15 protein-coding genes, 2 tRNA genes and 1 riboswitch are annotated in these 16,110 nt (G+C 60.4%); of the genes, 11 read left to right on the plus strand and 6 right to left on the minus strand.

All coding sequences use genetic code 11. The annotated features are described in order from the left end of the window. Window positions 1-175: 175 nt before the first annotated feature. Window positions 176-2,302, minus strand: a complete 2,127-nt coding sequence (locus RIN61_RS21425) for a TonB-dependent receptor (protein WP_207878374.1) — start codon at window positions 2,300-2,302, stop codon at window positions 176-178. 109 nt (window positions 2,303-2,411) lie between these two features. Beyond that, window positions 2,412-2,620, minus strand: a riboswitch (cobalamin riboswitch). 34 nt (window positions 2,621-2,654) lie between these two features. Beyond that, the gene (gene nhaR / locus RIN61_RS21430; RefSeq protein WP_112252408.1) at window positions 2,655-3,548 is read right to left on the minus strand and encodes a transcriptional activator NhaR; all 894 of its coding nucleotides are present in this window, start codon (window positions 3,546-3,548) and stop codon (window positions 2,655-2,657) included. Window positions 3,549-3,681: 133 nt separating this feature from the next. On the opposite strand from nhaR, the gene RIN61_RS21435 reads away from it, so the two are divergent. After that, window positions 3,682-3,921 carry a hypothetical protein gene (locus RIN61_RS21435; protein WP_112252409.1) on the plus strand — a complete coding sequence of 80 codons (240 nt, stop codon included), beginning with the start codon at window positions 3,682-3,684 and terminating at the stop codon, window positions 3,919-3,921. Window positions 3,922-3,950: 29 nt separating this feature from the next. After that, window positions 3,951-4,703 (plus strand): TerC family protein, encoded by a 753-nt coding sequence (locus RIN61_RS21440; protein ID WP_112252410.1) that lies wholly within the window; start codon window positions 3,951-3,953, stop codon window positions 4,701-4,703. Window positions 4,704-4,835: 132 nt separating this feature from the next. Here RIN61_RS21440 and RIN61_RS21445 read toward each other — a convergent pair whose 3' ends face one another. Continuing rightward, a complete protein-coding gene (locus RIN61_RS21445; protein WP_313853919.1) occupies window positions 4,836-5,009 on the minus strand; it encodes a hypothetical protein in 174 nt (57 codons plus the stop codon). A gap of 222 nt (window positions 5,010-5,231) precedes the next feature. On the opposite strand from RIN61_RS21445, the gene RIN61_RS21450 reads away from it, so the two are divergent. Beyond that, window positions 5,232-5,909 (plus strand): peptidase C39 family protein, encoded by a 678-nt coding sequence (locus RIN61_RS21450; RefSeq protein WP_207878378.1) that lies wholly within the window; start codon window positions 5,232-5,234, stop codon window positions 5,907-5,909. A 121-nt stretch (window positions 5,910-6,030) separates the two neighbouring features. Here RIN61_RS21450 and RIN61_RS21455 read toward each other — a convergent pair whose 3' ends face one another. After that, on the minus strand, window positions 6,031-7,314 hold the full coding sequence (locus tag RIN61_RS21455) for an NAD(P)/FAD-dependent oxidoreductase (RefSeq protein ID WP_112252412.1): 1,284 nt from the start codon (window positions 7,312-7,314) through the stop codon (window positions 6,031-6,033). Window positions 7,315-7,516: 202 nt separating this feature from the next. On the opposite strand from RIN61_RS21455, the gene RIN61_RS21460 reads away from it, so the two are divergent. From RIN61_RS21460 to RIN61_RS21490, 7 genes are all read left to right on the plus strand, one after another. Then, window positions 7,517-7,593: transfer RNA gene (locus RIN61_RS21460), tRNA-Val, on the plus strand. Between the two features lie 261 nt (window positions 7,594-7,854). Beyond that, a tRNA-Val gene (locus RIN61_RS21465) sits at window positions 7,855-7,931 on the plus strand. Window positions 7,932-8,099: 168 nt separating this feature from the next. Then, window positions 8,100-9,470 (plus strand): oligosaccharide flippase family protein, encoded by a 1,371-nt coding sequence (locus RIN61_RS21470; RefSeq protein ID WP_112252413.1) that lies wholly within the window; start codon window positions 8,100-8,102, stop codon window positions 9,468-9,470. A 214-nt stretch (window positions 9,471-9,684) separates the two neighbouring features. Further along, a complete protein-coding gene (locus RIN61_RS21475) occupies window positions 9,685-10,827 on the plus strand; it encodes a hypothetical protein (protein WP_252378869.1) in 1,143 nt (380 codons plus the stop codon). Window positions 10,828-10,859: 32 nt separating this feature from the next. Continuing rightward, complete coding sequence (locus RIN61_RS21480; RefSeq protein WP_112252415.1) at window positions 10,860-11,975, plus strand: glycosyltransferase family 61 protein; 1,116 nt, start codon at window positions 10,860-10,862, stop codon at window positions 11,973-11,975. 126 nt (window positions 11,976-12,101) lie between these two features. Next, window positions 12,102-12,671, plus strand: a complete 570-nt coding sequence (locus tag RIN61_RS21485; RefSeq protein ID WP_112252416.1) for an SPOR domain-containing protein — start codon at window positions 12,102-12,104, stop codon at window positions 12,669-12,671. 232 nt (window positions 12,672-12,903) lie between these two features. Further along, the gene (locus RIN61_RS21490) at window positions 12,904-13,329 is read left to right on the plus strand and encodes a GTP pyrophosphokinase (protein WP_112252417.1); all 426 of its coding nucleotides are present in this window, start codon (window positions 12,904-12,906) and stop codon (window positions 13,327-13,329) included. Between the two features lie 13 nt (window positions 13,330-13,342). On the opposite strand, the gene RIN61_RS21495 is transcribed toward RIN61_RS21490, so the two are convergent. Next, a complete protein-coding gene (locus RIN61_RS21495; protein ID WP_112252418.1) occupies window positions 13,343-13,585 on the minus strand; it encodes a DUF1654 domain-containing protein in 243 nt (80 codons plus the stop codon). 84 nt (window positions 13,586-13,669) lie between these two features. Beyond that, window positions 13,670-14,587: a LysR substrate-binding domain-containing protein gene (locus RIN61_RS21500; RefSeq protein WP_112252419.1), complete on the minus strand. Its 918-nt coding sequence runs from the start codon at window positions 14,585-14,587 to the stop codon at window positions 13,670-13,672. A 226-nt stretch (window positions 14,588-14,813) separates the two neighbouring features. On the opposite strand from RIN61_RS21500, the gene RIN61_RS21505 reads away from it, so the two are divergent. Next, entirely contained in the window at window positions 14,814-16,100 is a 1,287-nt protein-coding gene (locus tag RIN61_RS21505) for a dicarboxylate/amino acid:cation symporter (RefSeq protein WP_207878382.1), read from the plus strand. Window positions 16,101-16,110 lie beyond the last annotated feature (10 nt).

Here is a 16,110-nt window from a genome sequence, read left to right on the forward strand (position 1 = left end):
ACTGAAACGTTATCTTATAACTAAATTATCCCGGAGAGGTAGATGTTTTTGTGCTGCCTGTGCCGGCCTCTTCGCGGGTAAACCCGCTCCCACAGGTACGTCACCGTATTCGAATTCTGTGATATCCCTGTGGGAGCGGGTTCACCCGCGAAGAGGCCGGTGCAGGCAGTTCAGATCAGAAGCTGTAATCCACCGTCGCAAAGTACGACCGTGGCATCCCCATCAGCCACTGCTGCCCACTGAACGCCGACTGCACATACTCACGGTCGAACAGGTTGTTCAACTGCAACCCCAGCCGCACGTCCGGCAACACCTGCCAGCCGATGTTGGCATCGACCACGGTGTAGCCGGGGGCGCTCTGGGTGTTGGCGGTGTTGGCATAGCGCTCATCCACATAACGCGCGCCTATGCCGGCCTCCAGCCACTGGCCGAAGCCTTTGCTCAGCCACAGGTTGGCGGTACGCCGCGGCACATTTGCCGGGCGATTGCCCGCACGGTCCTGAGCCACGCCGCCGACCATTTCCTCGAAGTCGTCATACCTGGCGCGCACGATCGCCGCGTTTGCCGATACCTGCCACTGGTGCGCCAGCGCCAGTTCCAGGGTTGCCTCCAGGCCGTCGGAGGTCTGCTGGCCAGCCTGTTGCTTCTCGTGGGTGAGCGGGTCATCCACCAGCAGCTTCTTCTTGACGATGTGGTAGGCCGCCAATGTCCACTCGCCACGCCCCTCCCAGAAGCGCTGCTTGAGGCCCACCTCGGTCTGCCTGGCCTCGGTCAGGTCGTAGTGCATCTGGTTGGCACTGAGGCTGATGAGGTTGTCGACCCCGTCCTCGCTGGTGGAGTACTGGCCATACAGCGACAGGTCTTCGCTGACCGCAAACACCAGCCCTGCGCGCCAGTTGCCCCCTCGCAGGCTACGGTCGCTGTGGCTGTCGGTGGTCAGCCTCTCCTGGACGATGTGGTTCTGGTCGCGGCGTACACCGGTGACCAGTGACAGGCGATCGCTCAACTGCAGACGGTTTTCGGCGAACAGGGCAAAGGTGTGGGTGCTGGACAGGGTTTGCGGGCGCAGTGGCGAGGCGCTGTGGAACCAACCTGGTTGCGGTTGCCACGGGTCGACGTAGTCGCCGCCCACATCGTTGTAGGGCGCGTTGCTGTCGACGTTGAAGCGGACCTTGTTGTACTCGGCGCCGACCACGGTCTTGCTGGCCAGACCGAACAGTGTGTGGTCGAGGGTGAAGGCCTGGCGATCGCCGAACTGTTCCTGGTTGTGCTTGATCTGCAGGTAGCTGCCACGCAGCAGTTGCTGGCGCCCTGCATCCCAGCTGTAGTCCTCGGCATTGCGCCAGTGACGGCGGCTCTTGATGTAGTACAGCTGGTTGCTGGCGCTGAGGTGGTCGTTCAACGTCCAGTCGGTGTTCAGGCGGGTCCATTCATCGACGTAATGCTGCACGTCGTTCTGCACGTTGTAGTTCTTGTCGCGCAGGCTGCTGCGGTAGCGGCCGTCGATCAGCGGGGTGCCGTAATAGTTGGCAGGCTGCGCATCGCCACGGTCGTGGGCGAGGGTGAAGCTGAGGTCGTCGCTGGCATCGAAGCGCAGTGCGGCGCTCAACGCCAGGCTGCGCGACGGCGTGCGGTCGACCCAGCCGTTACCGGCTTGCTGGTTCAGGGCCAGGCGGTAGCTCAGGCGCTCGCCAAGGCTGCCGCCGCTGTCCAGGCCGAGCTGCTGGCGGTCCCACGAACCGTAGCCCAGGCGCAGGTGGTTGCGCACCTCGCCGGCAAACGGCTTTTTCGGGACCACGTTGACCACCGCACCGGTGGCCCCTTCGCCATACAGCACCGAGGCCGGGCCGCGAATCACATCGATGCGCTCGACCATCCACGGGTCGATCGGGAACGTCTGGGTGCCGGCACCAGTGTACAGGCGTGCGCCGTCGAACAAGGTCATCACCGAGTTGTGCCCGGTAAAGCCGCGGGCGGACAGGCCCGTGCCGCCGTCGCCCGGGGAGCCGATGTAGCTGATGCCCGGTGAGCGGGTCACCGCGTCCTGCACGGTGAGGTTGTTGCGCTGCTGGATCTCCTCGGCGCTGATGCTACTGGTGCTGGCCGGTGTCTCCAGGGCGCTCAGGCCCAGGCGCGAGCCAGCCTGGGTCGGGGTGGCCAGGTCGATGGCGTGGCTGTCGAAGGTGTCGGTGATGGCCGTTGAGGGCAGGGCCAATGGTTGTCGGTCGAGGTCATCGGCCAGGGCCGGCAGGGAAACGGCCAGGCAGGCCGCCAAGGGGTGAAGCTTGAAGATACGGGACATGTCGTTCCACTACTGCAGGAATGAATGGATCCCGGTGGAAAACACGCAAAGGCACACCGTGCACGCAGGCGCGCGCACCGATACCGGCCTGCGCCCGCCCACCGCGGGTTGCCAAGTGAAGCTCCAGGCCGGTCTCCGGGCTTGCGAGGGGCATGAAACCTTCACCTTCCCATGCAGGTGCACAGTGGTATCTCGAAGGGTTCGCTCGCTTACCGTTGCGGGGGCAGCGCCGGACTTGTCGTGGGGTAACACGACGCACCGGCTTCCCGTTTCACCCTGCGCGCGGCGGCGCAGGGCACCTGAAACTGGCAGGCATATGACCATTGAAACGCGGGGGCGTCAAATCTGCCCTCTACCAATGAAACAACTCCCGTCGCGCCCCCTCGGTAATCGCCACGATCCCCGGGTGCTTGACCTTGCGCTCCACCGAAATGGCATAGAACGACTCGTGCACCGCCTCGGTCTGCCCGATCAGCTCCACGCCGTACTGGCGGCACACTTCCTCTGCGATCACGCTGGGCGCGACGAAGATGCCGCTGCCCGACTGCCCGAATGCCTGCATCAAGGCACTGTCATCGAACTCGCCCACGATCCGTGGCTGCACCTGCTGTTCACCCAGCCAGCGCAGCAGGCGGCTGCGTACCACGGTTTCCTGCCCGGGGATAAGCAATGGCGCATCCTGCAGGCAGGCGGGGAAGGGGCCTTCCAGGCGTTGTGCCAGCGCCAGGGTGGCGAAGAAGCTCAACCCGCATTCCCCCAGTTTCTGGCTATAACCTTTGATGTCCAGGTGGCTGGGCATGGGGCTGTCGGAAATCACCAGGTCCAGGCGCTGGATCGCCAAGTCGGCCAGCAGCCGTTCGAGCTTGTCTTCGCGGCAGTTGATGCGCAGCACCTCGTCCAGCTCCATGGTCGGTGCCAGCAGGCGGTAGACGATGGACTTGGGCACCACGTCCGCCACACCCACGCGGAACAGGATCTGTTCCTGCGGACCGGCCCGCAGCATGGCCTCCAGCTCGCTACCCAGCTGGAACATCTGCTCGGCATAGATCAGCGTCTGGCGCCCTGTTTCGGTCAGCTCCAGCTGGCGCCCCACGCGCTGGAACAACTCCAGGCCGTAGGTCTGTTCGAACAGGCTGATCTGCCCGCTGATGGTTTGCGGGGTGAGGTTCAACTGTTCGCTGGCGCGGGCGATGCTGCCGGTCTTGGCCACGGCCCAGAAGTAGTGCAACTGCCGATAGTTGAGCATCGGTATGTTTCCGGATTCGTAAAACCCGAAGTATAACCGCTGAAAAAACGAATTTTCCTGATGTATTACGCTCTTTAGAATGCGGCTCCATCAGGCGCCGTGCGCGCCGCCGGAATATGAAAGCGAGGAACCCATGCTGCAACTCAAATCCATCGGCACGCCGCTGGTGCTGGCCTTGGCCCTGTTCACCCTGGCCGGTTGCGAGCAGGCCGAGAAATCCGCCCAGCAGATGCTCGACCAGGCCGCACAGTCGGCCAAGCAGGCCATCGACGACACCAACAAGGCTGCACAGCAGGCGTTGAGCGAGGCCATCGGCAACGAAGGGCACAAGCCCAAGGACGCCGACAAGAAAGAAGACACCCAGGAAATCTGACCCCCAACCGCTGCTGCAGGATTTGAACAATGGAATATTTGCTGGAACTCGTCGCTAGCCCTACCGCCTGGGTTGCCTTGGCTACGCTGGTGGCCATGGAAGTCGTACTGGGCATCGACAACCTGATCTTCATCTCCATCCTGACCAACAAGCTGCCGCTGGAGTATCGCTCCAAGGCGCGCCGTATCGGTATCAGCATGGCCTTGGTCATGCGCCTGGCCTTGCTCAGCACGGTGGCCTGGATCGTCCAGCTGACCGACCCGGTGTTCGAGGTGTTCGGCAATGCCTTCTCCTGGAAGGACGTGATCCTGATTGCCGGTGGCCTGTTCCTGCTGTGGAAGGCGACCAAGGAAATCCACGAGAACGTCGACCCGCACGGTGCCAAGGAAGAAGCCAAGGTATCGTCGACGGTTACCCTGGGCTTTGCTGCGGCGATCTTCCAGATCCTGTTGCTGGACATCGTGTTCTCGGTTGACAGCATCATCACCGCCGTGGGCATGACCGAGCACCTGCCGATCATGATCATCGCCGTTATCACTGCCGTGATCGTCATGATGGTGGCCGCCGACCCGTTGGCCAACTTCATCAACGACAACCCGACCGTGGTGATGCTGGCCCTGGGCTTCCTGATCATGATCGGCATGACGCTGATCGCCGAAGGTTTTGGCGCCCATGTACCGAAGGGTTATGTGTACGCAGCCATGGCCTTCTCGACGGCGATCGAGATCCTCAACATCCTCGCCCGTCGGGCGCGGTTGAAGCGCGAAGCCGCAGAAGGTTGATGTAAAAAAGCGGGGCGCTTGCGCCCCGTTCGCGGGCTTGCCCGCTCCCACAGGTAATTCGCCGCTTCTGAAGGCAGTGGAGGATCTTGTGGGAGCGGGTTCACCCGCGAATGGGCCTCGAAACTTCTGAAATCAGTGCACCCCGGCATGCCGCCGCGCCCGGCGCACAGGCTGTGGCTTGGCGAGGGCCTGCGGTGGCAGGTGGTGGGAATGACGCCGCACGATACGCAGTACACCCCACAGCATGGCGGCTGCAACGCTCAGCCACATGCCCACCAGCATGAGGATTGCCATGGTCAGGCTCATTTGTGCCTCCATCTCTATGGGCCGCGCTCGGTCGCCGACGCTGGCCCTCCAGACACTGCTTTAGTCTAGCCCTTCGCCTGTGACGTTCCATTGACCAAAGGTCTATCGCTTGGTCCGATTTGGCACTAGCCGGTGTCGGACTATACCCGCGCCGCTGTCCGACCTATGATCGTTGGCCAGAGCCGGGCGCTGCCTGCCTGGCGTTGAAGCAAGCGAGTGTCCATGCAGCAACTTTCCTTCAAGACCATCCCTCGTCGGCTGCTGGCTGCCTGCCTGGTAGCGGCCAGCCTGGCCGGCTGTGCCGGCGGACCCTCCGCCAACCTCAAAGGCCTGCCACAGCGGGTCGAGATCAGCAGCGTGCCGTTCTACCGTGGCAACGCCAACCACAGCGGGGCCATGGCATTGGCGGCGGTGCTGTCGCAACAGGGGGCCCCGATCACGCCGGGGCTGCTGGACAAGCCGCTGAACCTGCCCCAGGGCGCCGAGGCGCTGGACACGGGTATCCCCCGGGTAGCGCGCGACTACGGCATGGTGGTGTATCCGCTGGACAAGCAACTGGACGCGCTGTTGACCCAGGTGGCGGCGGGCAACCCAGTGCTGCTGCGTTACGAGGATGGTTCGGCCTGGTGGAGCGAGCCACGCTATGCCGTGCTGATCGGCTACGACCGCTACAAGCAGCGGGTGCTGTTGCGCTCGGGCATGCACCGGCGGCAGCTGATGGCGTTCGATGACTTTGCCTCGGCGTGGGCGAAGCTTGGGAGTTGGGCAGTGCTCGTGCAGCCACCGCGGCAACTGCCGGCCCAGGTGGACCGCCAGCGCTGGTTGCAGGCTGCGGATGAACTGGCCCGGGCGGGGCAGGAGATTGCGGCCAGGCAGGCTGTGAGTAGCCTGAACAAGTAGCTTCTGCCTGTTCAAGCCCTTTCGCGGGCATGCCCGCTCCCACAGGTACTGCACAATATTCAAATCCTGTGCTGTACCTGTGGGAGCGGGTTCACCCGCGAAGAGGCCAAGCCTGCTTACATCAGAAGCCCAGGCGATCACGCAGGCTGTAGTACCAGGCGCCAAGGGCGCTGAACGGCACGCGCAGCATCTGGCCACCCGGGAACGGGTAGTGCGGCAGGCCGGCGAAGGCGTCGAAACGCTCGGCCTGGCCACGCATGGCCTCGGCCAGCACCTTGCCCGCCAGGTGGGTGTAGGTCACGCCGTGACCCGAGCAGCCCTGGGAGTAGTAGATGTTGTCGCCGATACGGCCAACCTGTGGCAGACGCGACAAGGTCAGCAGGAAGTTGCCGGTCCAGGCGTAGTCGATCTTCACGTTCTTCAGCTGCGGGAAAGCCTTGAGCATCTTCGGGCGGATGATCGCCTCGATGTTGGCCGGGTCACGCGCGCCGTACACCACGCCGCCACCGAAGATCAGGCGCTTGTCGCTGGTCAGGCGGTAGTAGTCGAGCAGGTAGTTGCAGTCTTCGACGCAGTAGTCCTGCGGCAGCAAGGTGCGCGCCAGTTCGTCGCCCAGCGGCTCGGTGGTGATCACCTGGGTGCCGCATGGCATGGACTTGCTGGCCAGCTCCGGCACCAGATTGCCCAGGTAAGCGTTGCCGGCAACGATGATGAACTTGGCGCGGACCTTGCCCTGCGGGGTATGCACCACCGGGTTGGCACCACGCTCGATGCGTACGGCCGGGGTTTGCTCATAGATGATGCCGCCCAGCGACTCGACCGCGGCGGCTTCGCCCAGGGCCAGGTTCAGCGGGTGGATGTGGCCGCCGCTCATGTCCAGCATGCCGCCCACATAGTTGTCGCAGGCGACCACTTCGCGGATGCGCTTCTGGTCCATCAGCTCCAGCTGGTTGTGGCCGAAGCGTTCCCACAGGCGCTTTTGCGACTCCAGGTGGCCCATCTGCTTGCTGGTGAGGGCAGCGAACACGCCACCGTCCTTCAGGTCGCACTGGATGTTGTACTTGGCCACGCGCTCACGAATGATGCGCCCACCTTCGAAGGCCATATGGCCCAGCAGCTGGGCCTGCTTGGGGCCGACGGTGCGTTCGATGACGTCGATATCGCGGCTGTAGCTGTTGACGATCTGGCCACCGTTGCGGCCCGATGCGCCGAAGCCGACCTTGGCCGCTTCGACGATGCTCACCTTGAAGCCGTTCTCCAGCAGGAACAGGGCGCTGGACAGGCCGGTGTAACCGGCGCCGATGATGCACACATCGGTTTCCACCTCACCCTGCAGCGCCGGACGTGGCGGCACCGGGTTGGCCGAGGCGGCGTAGTAGGACTGGGGGTAGGGGGTGTTAGCCATGCTGCAGGAACCTCGTGTTTTATATTTTTAACGAATGTACCGATGCTATCAATAATAATAAACACCCGCTAGTCGTCCGGTGAAAATCCTTTACTCGGTCCTGCCAGCGCGCCTTTCTATAAAGAGTTTAAGATTCAGTAGGTTAGCGCGAAAAAAAGTGTTGACACGGTTTTTGGAATGAGTAGAATGCGCACCACACGACAGGCACATAGCTCAGTTGGTTAGAGCACCACCTTGACATGGTGGGGGTCGTTGGTTCGAGTCCAATTGTGCCTACCAAATCGAAGAAGGGGTGATCCGCAAGGGTCATCCCTTTTTTCATTGCCCGATTTTGTAGGTAGTCGTTGAATTGTAGGGGCAGCCTTGTGCTGCGCAGACGCCAGTCCTGCCGCCGGTATTGAGTCGCCCATGCCGGTCCTTTCGCAGCACGAGGCTGCTCCTACAACAAGCGCGATGCGTTCGGTTTCGAAAGTTTTTGATTTTTCTGAAAAAAACGCTTTACAGCTACGCTTTCGATCACTAATATGCGCCCCACACGACAGGCACATAGCTCAGTTGGTTAGAGCACCACCTTGACATGGTGGGGGTCGTTGGTTCGAGTCCAATTGTGCCTACCAAATAAAAGTCCCGGTTTCCGGGCATCAAAAGGGCGACCCCAAGGGGTCGCCCTTTTGTTTTTGTTGTGCCCGGCGGAGGGCGATTTCACGCGCTACAGCCTGCTCGGATAGCCCCATGGCGAATTGTGACTATAGTGAGTCTCTAGCGATGGGTTCAGAGATGCGGCTATGCCTTCGATAGATGTGTCGCTTCCGTTGAGCCTGCGCAAACGGGCCATGTGGGCCAGTGCGTTGAACCTTGTCGCTGTCTTTGCTTCCCAGGTCATGCGCCTGGGCGGCAATCTGGTTATTACCCGCTTGCTCGTGCCGGAAATGTTCGGCGTGATGGCCATTGCGACCACTGTATCCGTGCTGCTGCAAATGCTTTCCGATGTCGGGCTGCGGCCGAACGTCATTCAGAGTTCGCGCGGCGACGAACCGCTGTTTCTCGATACCGTGTGGACGGTGCAAGTCATCCGTGGGTTTGTGCTGTTCCTTCTCACGTTGCTGTTGGCCCTGGGGGCACAATTCACGCAACACATCGAGCTGTGGCCGGCCCATTCCACCTACGCCGCTCCAGAGCTACCGATGGTACTGGCTTTGTCTGGGGTCGCCGCAATCATCTATGGCTTCCAGTCGCCCAAGGTCGATGTGGCCATCCGTGTCTTCCAGCAGAAGAAGGTGGTGATCGCCGAGCTGATTGCGCAGTTTGTCGGTTTGATAGCCATGCTCGTGGCAGGCTATCTCACCCGCTCCATCTGGTCATTGGTGGCCGCAGGCCTGCTGAGCACACTGGTTTTCACCGTACTCAGTCACCTGATCTTCCAGGGGCCGCGCAACCGCCTGCGATTGGAACCGGCTGCGCTGCGCGAGGTGTTCGATTACGGACGCTGGATATTGTTGTCGTCCTCCGTAGGGGTCCTGGCAATGCAGGGTGACCGGATCTGGTTCGGCGGTAGTATGTCGGTCGCGGAACTAGGGGTCTATTCCATCGCTGTCGCCATCCTCGGGGCCATTCAGTCGGTCCTGCTGCGGCTGGCGGGGGCAGTTGCCCTGCCGGCCTTCAGTGAGGCGACGAGAAGTGGCGACAAAGAGCGGGTGCGCAGCCTTTACTACCGCTCCAGGGCGCTGTTCGACCTGACCTCGCTGTTTGCTTGCGGTTTTTTGCTGACTGCCAGCCCACTGATGATCAGTTGGCTTTACGACGACCGTTATGCCGGCGCCGGCAATACCATGGCCATTCTCTCGCTCTCGCTTTTCACCTTGCGCTTCACGCTGGCACACCAGCTCTGGTTGGCCCTGGGGCTGACCAAATACGTGGCGATGGACAACATCATCCGGGTCGTTTCGCTGTTTATCCTGCTGCCGGTCCTCATGGCCATCGGTGGCGTGACCTATGCCATCTGGGGTGTGGCGCTGCATACCTTCTTCACGCTTTTCCTGATTTTTCCGGTCAACCGCAAGCTGGGCCTGCTGGACCTGAAGCGCGAGCTTGTAGTGCTGCCCGCCCTGCTGATTGGCGTCCTTTTCGGTGAAATGATTACCAGCCTGTTCACCTGATTGGGCCGTGAAGATGTTCCACAAGAAAAAATGGCGCCATAAAACATACTGTTTTCACTGGCTAACCATTGAATATTCAATGATTAAGCGTGTTTGACAGATCTTTTTCGCGGATCTTTAATATTTTTGTATCTGGCAGCCTATGGCGTTTAAGTGCCAAAGGTGATTGGGTGTTTATTTGACAGCATATAACCTGTTATCCGGGTAAACTAAAATGAGAGAGCACATACGAAAGCTCATAACGCCGTCGATGCGCTTCGAAATAAGAAAGCTCTTGATTTGGACCCAGGATATAATGGGGCGCGCGTGTTTGTGGCGCTGGGAAATCGCCAGGTTCCGGCTACAGAAAAGTAACGACTACGAGGTCTTGTATGTCGGGCGAAAGAGCCGCAGGGAAATGGCCAGGCTGCTCATCGGCGGTAAGCCCGAGGTCGACACCCAGCCTGGCGATGGCCCGCAACAATCTGGCGCCGCGTCCCATAGGTTGTTAATCAGCGAGATGCCCAGTGCAGGGGCCCTGTACGTGCCCCATTACCTGAGTGCCATCATCCCCCTGGGGCGTCCGCTGGAGGAGATCATCGCCCGCTACGACGGTGAACTACGCCGCAGTATTCGCAAGTGCCGGCCGCTGTACCGTATGCAGCAGGTGCTGACGGACGAGGCGATTGGCAAGGCCGACCGGGAAATGTTGCAGCCTTATGCTCAGGCGCGGCATGGCCTGTATGCCAAACAATTCGACTCGCAGGAAGTGGTGCGCATCGCCCAGACCGTTGGCCGACTCGACCTGATAATGAAAGGCGACGAGGTTGTCGCCTGTCATTTCGGTTGTGTAATAACCCGGGCCGGCAAGCGCTATTGGAGCACGCTTCGCTTTGGCTACCCGGAGGCTGTCTTCAGCGACCCCAAACGACTGCGCGAGGTCAACTCCATCACTACTTTCATGGCCCTGGAGTGGGCCATCGAGCAGGGTTTCGATTATTACGATATCGGCCAATGCCTGGCACGTCCGGACGATGGGCTTTTGAAATGGAAGCGCCGGCGCGGCGGTGATGTGGATACCTTGGGCAACCAGGCCTATATGTTCGTCCGGCTACCCAAGACCGGCATCGCCAAGTTCCTCTGGGAGTTCCCGTTATTCGCCGTCGAGGACAGTAAGCTCACACTGCATCTGGGGCTGCCGGATGGGCCAAGTGACCAGGAAGTTGTCGACCGCTATCGTGAAATGGTCTTCGGTGGTTTGTTCAAGATATACATTTACTGTGCGAAAGCGCCTGGTGAACTATTGCTGGAGAACTTGCGAGATCGGTATGCCCACTTCCAGTCTCCCCCCATTCTGGAAAGAGTAGCGTCCAACTGAGCGTGAAAGATTGCCTTCAATGAGAGTGCTGCATGATGAACGATATTTCGAATGTAGAGACGAAGGGATCGGACCGTAAAAGCTGGAGCTTGGCCGCATACACGTACCTGGCAAGAAAGCGGTTGGTACGAAAGCCGTCGGAGAACCTCAAGAGCCTTGCAGTCAAGACCTGGGATATCGCGCCGGCCGAGGTCACCCCGGCGCCTCCCGCTTTCTTCCTGCCGAATCAGTTGGAGCGAGTGACCGGCTGGGAAGCAAAACGTTTCTTTCCCTTCGAGCATCCGCGGCGAACCATGGAGGGGTTGGGCAGCGTCGAACAGGCTCCTACCAGGGGCTATCTGATCAAGGATGTCATTCTGATCGATGGTGCTCTGTACAAGAACAATGCCAGCTTCTGGCTGTCTGACCGACCCAACGGGTTGCCACGGGTTGTCGTGGAGCAAGAGGTCGAGCGTGGGGCCGCTTATTGTTCACGTTACGGCAACCGTTGGTTTGGAACATGGCTGGCCGAGGATTGCGTCACCTATGCTTTGGCCCGTAACGAAGGGGTGCCGGTGACCACGGCGCCTTCGGGCAGGTTCCCGCTTTTTTCCCAGGCTCCGCAGTACGAAGAATGGCTTTGCATGCATCCGCTGCGGCTGCGCACTGCCTTTTTTCGAGAGTTGGTGCTGTTCGATGACTTCAGCCACAACACAAACCAGTCCGAGCGATTCCGCGCCATGGGCCAGAAGTTGTTGTCGCGGGTGAATTACCAGCCCCACCCGGGGGTTTTCATCCTGCGGGGCTGTGACGGAGATCCGCGCCTGCTGCACAACGAACTGGAAATTGCCGAGCATCTGCATAAACATCGCGGCTTTCGCATCCTTAATCCTTTGAAGTGCGACCTGGCAACCATCGTGCAAACTTGTGCCGGGGCGAGGGTAGTGGCGGGCGTCGAGGGCAGCCAGCTGATCCACGGTATCAATGTGCTATCGCCCGGCGCTTCGGTGCTGACACTGCAGCCACCTGATCGCTTTGTCTGCTTCTACAAGTACCTGACTGATCGCGATCAACAGCATTTCGGCTTTGTCGTCGGGATACCCAATGGCATCGGCTTCCGTATCGACCTCGATGAACTCGAACGGACCTTGGATCTGCTGCCGTCATGACGAGGCGTGGCATGCCATGACTGCCTGAGGTGCAGGGCCACTGGTCGCACGGTGTAACGTATGTTCGCGGTCCTCGCCCAGGGCGGGCGTGGTAGAATCCGCGCCTTCGAATCTGGAGGTACACGCGTGCGCAAACTGGCTGTGGTAATGGCAGTGCTCGCCCTGGCGGGCTGTGAGAACGAGGTCGAAGGCGTGCACAAACAGGTGGCCGAACACCTGCACAACCCCAAGACCGCCAAGTTCGGCAACGTGCGGATCGACACCCAGGGCACCATCTGCGGCCAGGTCCGTGGCAAGGATGATGCCGGGCAGTACGAAGCCTACCGCAGCTACGTGGCGATCAAGCGCGATGGCCAGTACGAAATCATCGTCGACGACAACGGCAACAACCTGCGCATCCGCGAGATGTGCGGTGGCGCCGAGCTGCAGCGCCGTGCCGAAGCCCTGGCTGGCCAGCCAGCCCCGCAAGGCTGGGATGTGGAAGTGATCCAGGGCGCCAACATGGGGGCGCTCAGTGACATGACCGCACGCCTGATCGAAAAGGGCATCCCGTCCTCGGTAGAGTACCGCGACGGCAAACCGGTGGTGCTGATGGGGCCGTTCCCCAGCCGTGAGGAAGCCGAAGCACGCAAGGCCGAGGTAATGGCCAAGCTGGGTACCGATTCGGTGGTCATCCAGCACGGTGCTGCGCGCTAACCCAGCTTCCTGCAGGGAGATAACGGTGTTTGCTCAAGATTCAGATGCTTGCGCAATCCTTGTGGGAGCGGCCTTGCGTCGCGAAAGGGCTGCGTAGCGGCCCCGATATCTGAACCTGGCACAGATGGCCGGGGCCGCTTTGCGGCCCATTCGCGACGCAAGGCCGCTCCCACACATTGTCCGCACAGTTTTGGCTATGCTTGGCAGGAGGAAGCTGAACGGGGAGGGCCTCATGTCTACACTGGAGCGGGCCATTGCCGTGGCCGCCAGGGCGCATGAAGGGCAATACGACAAGGGTGGGGCTGCATATATCCTCCACCCGCTACGCGTGATGATGCGGGTTGGCACAACCGAACAACGGATTGTCGCGGTGCTTCACGATGTGATCGAAGACACCCCGCTGACCCTGTCCGACCTGGCGCGGGAGGGTTTCGCGCTGAAAATCCTTGCCGCCTTGCTGGCGCTGAGCCGCCGTGAGGGCGAGGCCTACCAGGACTTCGTGGTGCGCCTGGGCGGTGACCCGCTGGCGCGCACCGTCAAGCTGGCCGACCTGGCCGACAACAGCGACCTTTCGCGCATCCCCTGCCCAGGCCCCACCGACCTGGCGCGGCTGGCGCGTTACCGCGAAGCCAGTGCCTACCTGCAGGCACTGGCTTGAGGTTGATGCGCGGTCAGTCTTCCTTCGGTACTGTCCAGAAAATCTGCACACCGCCATCGTCGCGGTGGGCGAGGGTGACGTTGTCGTTTTCGGCGATTTCCCCAAGCAGGGTTTCCCAGTCTTCCGGGGTTTCCTGTTCCAGGCGAAAGATCAACGCCGCACGGCTGCGCTGTGCCGTGGGGCTGTTGATGATCTTCTGGATGCGCATACCCAGTTGTTCGTAGCTGCTCGGGGTGGCGGAGGCGGTGCTGGACACAAGTGTTTCCTTGTTTTTGCTGTATGCACATACAGTATTTCACTGTAAGTAATTTCGCAACAGCTTGTCAGGCGGAAACTGTGCTCAAGCCTGGGCTGATCCATGCGCAGTGTTGTCCAGGGTATTCCACAGGCTTCTCATCGTAGGGTTCTGATTCAACAGCGAGCAGTACGAGCGGATCTCCAGCCGAGTGCTCCATTCGGCGCCTCCGGCCTGCACGAGCAACCCTCTTTCCAGTTCGTCATTTACTGCACTGTGGGGCAGCCAGGCTACCCCATAGCCCTCGACAGCCATGCGAACCAGCAGCATCGCCATATCGGCCTCATAGCACCGTTCCAGAGGGGCGACTTCAGGTGCGTTGCGAATGACGACGTCTGCCACTTTCCCCAGAAATGTCGTAGCCGTGTACGCCAGGTGCGGAATAGGCTTGTTGCCTGCGCAAAGCCGGAACATCGGCTTGCCCTGCGCGTCGGGCGCACACACGGGGATGAATGCATCGTGGCCGAGCGCCAGGCTACCGAAGCGCTCAGGGTCCAGGGAGATGGGGGTGAGCGGATGATGGTAGACAATCATCAGGTCGCAGCTGCCTTCTTCAAGGGCGATGACGGCGTCATTGATGTTGGCCGCCACTACCCGGGCATTGAAGCGCTCGTTTTGCTGCTGGAACTGGCTGAGCCATTTCGGCAGGAACGTCATGGACAGGCTGTGGGCTGCCGTGATCTGGATCGAGCGCCCTGGCATCCGTTTCACGTCCCTCAGGTCGGCGCGCAGCGCCATCAAGGCAGCGAGCGCCTGGCGGGCTTCAGCGCAGAAGGTCTGGCCGGCGGGCGTAAGCTGTACCGGGTAGGTTGCACGATCAACCAGTTCGACACCCACCCACTCTTCGAGCGAGCGGATTCTCCTGGAAAGCGCGGACTGTGTAACGCAACGCACCTCGGCGGCGCGAGAAAAATTCTTCCACTCGGCGATTGCCATGAGGTCGTCCAGCCACTTGATTTGCATCGCTGATCTCCTTCGCCAGGCGCTCAGTGTAAGCGTGTTCGCATAAGCCTCGACAGCGATGCCTGTAAACTATTCCAAAAACGCATAGGGTCAGCCCTATTACTCATCAACTTGTTTTTTCGCGGCGATAAACTTGTCCCCAGCACTCGCTCGGCGAGTTGCTGTTCCTGTCTTTATCCAGATCCTGCCAAGTAGAAAAAATAGAAAATAACTTGAGGAATACATCGTGAAAAACAATAAACTTCCGCGCCGGATTGCGATAGGTATCGCCTTGGGCGTAGTCGTCGGCTGGGCATGTCATCATTTCGCAGGCAGCGAACAGGACGCCAGGCAGATAGCTGGCTACTTCTCAATGGTGACGGATATCTTTCTGCGTTTGATTAAGATGATCATCGCGCCGTTGGTGTTCGCCACGCTTGTCGGCGGGATCGCAAGCATGGGCAATTCGCGCTCGGTCGGCCGCATCGGCTTTCGTGCCATGGCCTGGTTCGTCTGCGCTTCGGCCATTTCACTGGCGATCGGCATGGCGCTGGTCAACCTGTTCGAGCCAGGCGCTGGCATCAACTTGCAGGTCGCGCATCACGCTGATGCCGTTACAACCCCGGTGAATACAGGCGACTTCAGCCTCAAGGTATTTATCAGTCATGTATTCCCTCGCAGTATTGCCGAGGCCATGGCCAATAATGAAATACTTCAAATTGTGGTCTTCTCTTTGTTCTTTGGCTTCGCCTTGGCAGGTGTCAACCGAGCCGGCCATACAAAGATTGTGGACTGCATCAATGAACTTGCGAAAGTGATGTTTCGCATCACTGACTATGTCATGGCGTTTGCACCGATCGGGGTTTTTGCAGCGATCGCTTCTGCAATCACTACTCAAGGCCTGGGGCTGCTGACCGACTATGGCAAACTCATTGTCGAGTTCTATCTGGGCATCCTGCTGCTGTGGGCAGTGCTGTTCGGTGCGGGTTACTTGTGCCTGGGCAAGTCTGTTTTCACGCTCGGCAAACTGATTCGCGAGCCTGTGCTGCTGGCGTTCTCCACGGCCAGCAGCGAGGCGGCCTACCCGAAAACGATGGAAGCGCTCGAGAAGTTCGGTGCGCCGAAACGCGTGTCCAGCTTCGTCCTGCCGTTGGGCTACTCATTCAACCTCGACGGTTCGATGATGTACCAGGCGTTCGCCATCATGTTCATCGCCCAGGCATACAACATCGACCTCAGCTTCACCCAGCAGGTGTTGATCCTTTTGACCCTGATGATTACCAGCAAGGGCATGGCGGGCGTGGCGCGGGCCTCGGTGGTGGTGGTCGCTGCGACTTTGCCGATGTTCAACCTGCCTGAGGCTGGCCTGCTGTTGATCATCGGTATCGATCAGTTCCTCGACATGGCACGTACCGCTACCAATGTCGTGGGCAACAGCATTGCCACGGCTGTGATCGCCAGATCAGAGCCACAGACCGAGCCGCAAGCGGCAAGCGAGGCGCCCACCCTCGACCGCCCGGTATCGGCCGCCTGAGGAGTTTGCT

The organism is Pseudomonas inefficax (assembly GCF_032164165.1).
Taxonomy (GTDB): Bacteria; Pseudomonadota; Gammaproteobacteria; order Pseudomonadales; family Pseudomonadaceae; genus Aquipseudomonas; species Aquipseudomonas inefficax.

Bases quoted from the DNA above. Each gene is read 5' to 3' on its own strand.
- RIN61_RS21435 (WP_112252409.1), top strand. From the start codon at position 3,682: ATGCTGCAACTCAAATCCATCGGCACGCCGCTGGTGCTGGCCTTGGCC.
- RIN61_RS21450 (WP_207878378.1), top strand. From the start codon at position 5,232: ATGCAGCAACTTTCCTTCAAGACCATCCCTCGTCGGCTGCTGGCTGCC.
- RIN61_RS21480 (WP_112252415.1), top strand. From the start codon at position 10,860: ATGATGAACGATATTTCGAATGTAGAGACGAAGGGATCGGACCGTAAA.
- RIN61_RS21445 (WP_313853919.1), bottom strand. From the start codon at position 5,009: ATGAGCCTGACCATGGCAATCCTCATGCTGGTGGGCATGTGGCTGAGC.
- RIN61_RS21425 (WP_207878374.1), bottom strand. From the start codon at position 2,302: ATGTCCCGTATCTTCAAGCTTCACCCCTTGGCGGCCTGCCTGGCCGTT.
- RIN61_RS21440 (WP_112252410.1), top strand. From the start codon at position 3,951: ATGGAATATTTGCTGGAACTCGTCGCTAGCCCTACCGCCTGGGTTGCC.
- RIN61_RS21455 (WP_112252412.1), bottom strand. From the start codon at position 7,314: ATGGCTAACACCCCCTACCCCCAGTCCTACTACGCCGCCTCGGCCAAC.
- RIN61_RS21490 (WP_112252417.1), top strand. From the start codon at position 12,904: ATGTCTACACTGGAGCGGGCCATTGCCGTGGCCGCCAGGGCGCATGAA.
- RIN61_RS21470 (WP_112252413.1), top strand. From the start codon at position 8,100: ATGCCTTCGATAGATGTGTCGCTTCCGTTGAGCCTGCGCAAACGGGCC.
- RIN61_RS21475 (WP_252378869.1), top strand. From the start codon at position 9,685: ATGAGAGAGCACATACGAAAGCTCATAACGCCGTCGATGCGCTTCGAA.
- nhaR (WP_112252408.1), bottom strand. From the start codon at position 3,548: ATGCTCAACTATCGGCAGTTGCACTACTTCTGGGCCGTGGCCAAGACC.
- RIN61_RS21500 (WP_112252419.1), bottom strand. From the start codon at position 14,587: ATGCAAATCAAGTGGCTGGACGACCTCATGGCAATCGCCGAGTGGAAG.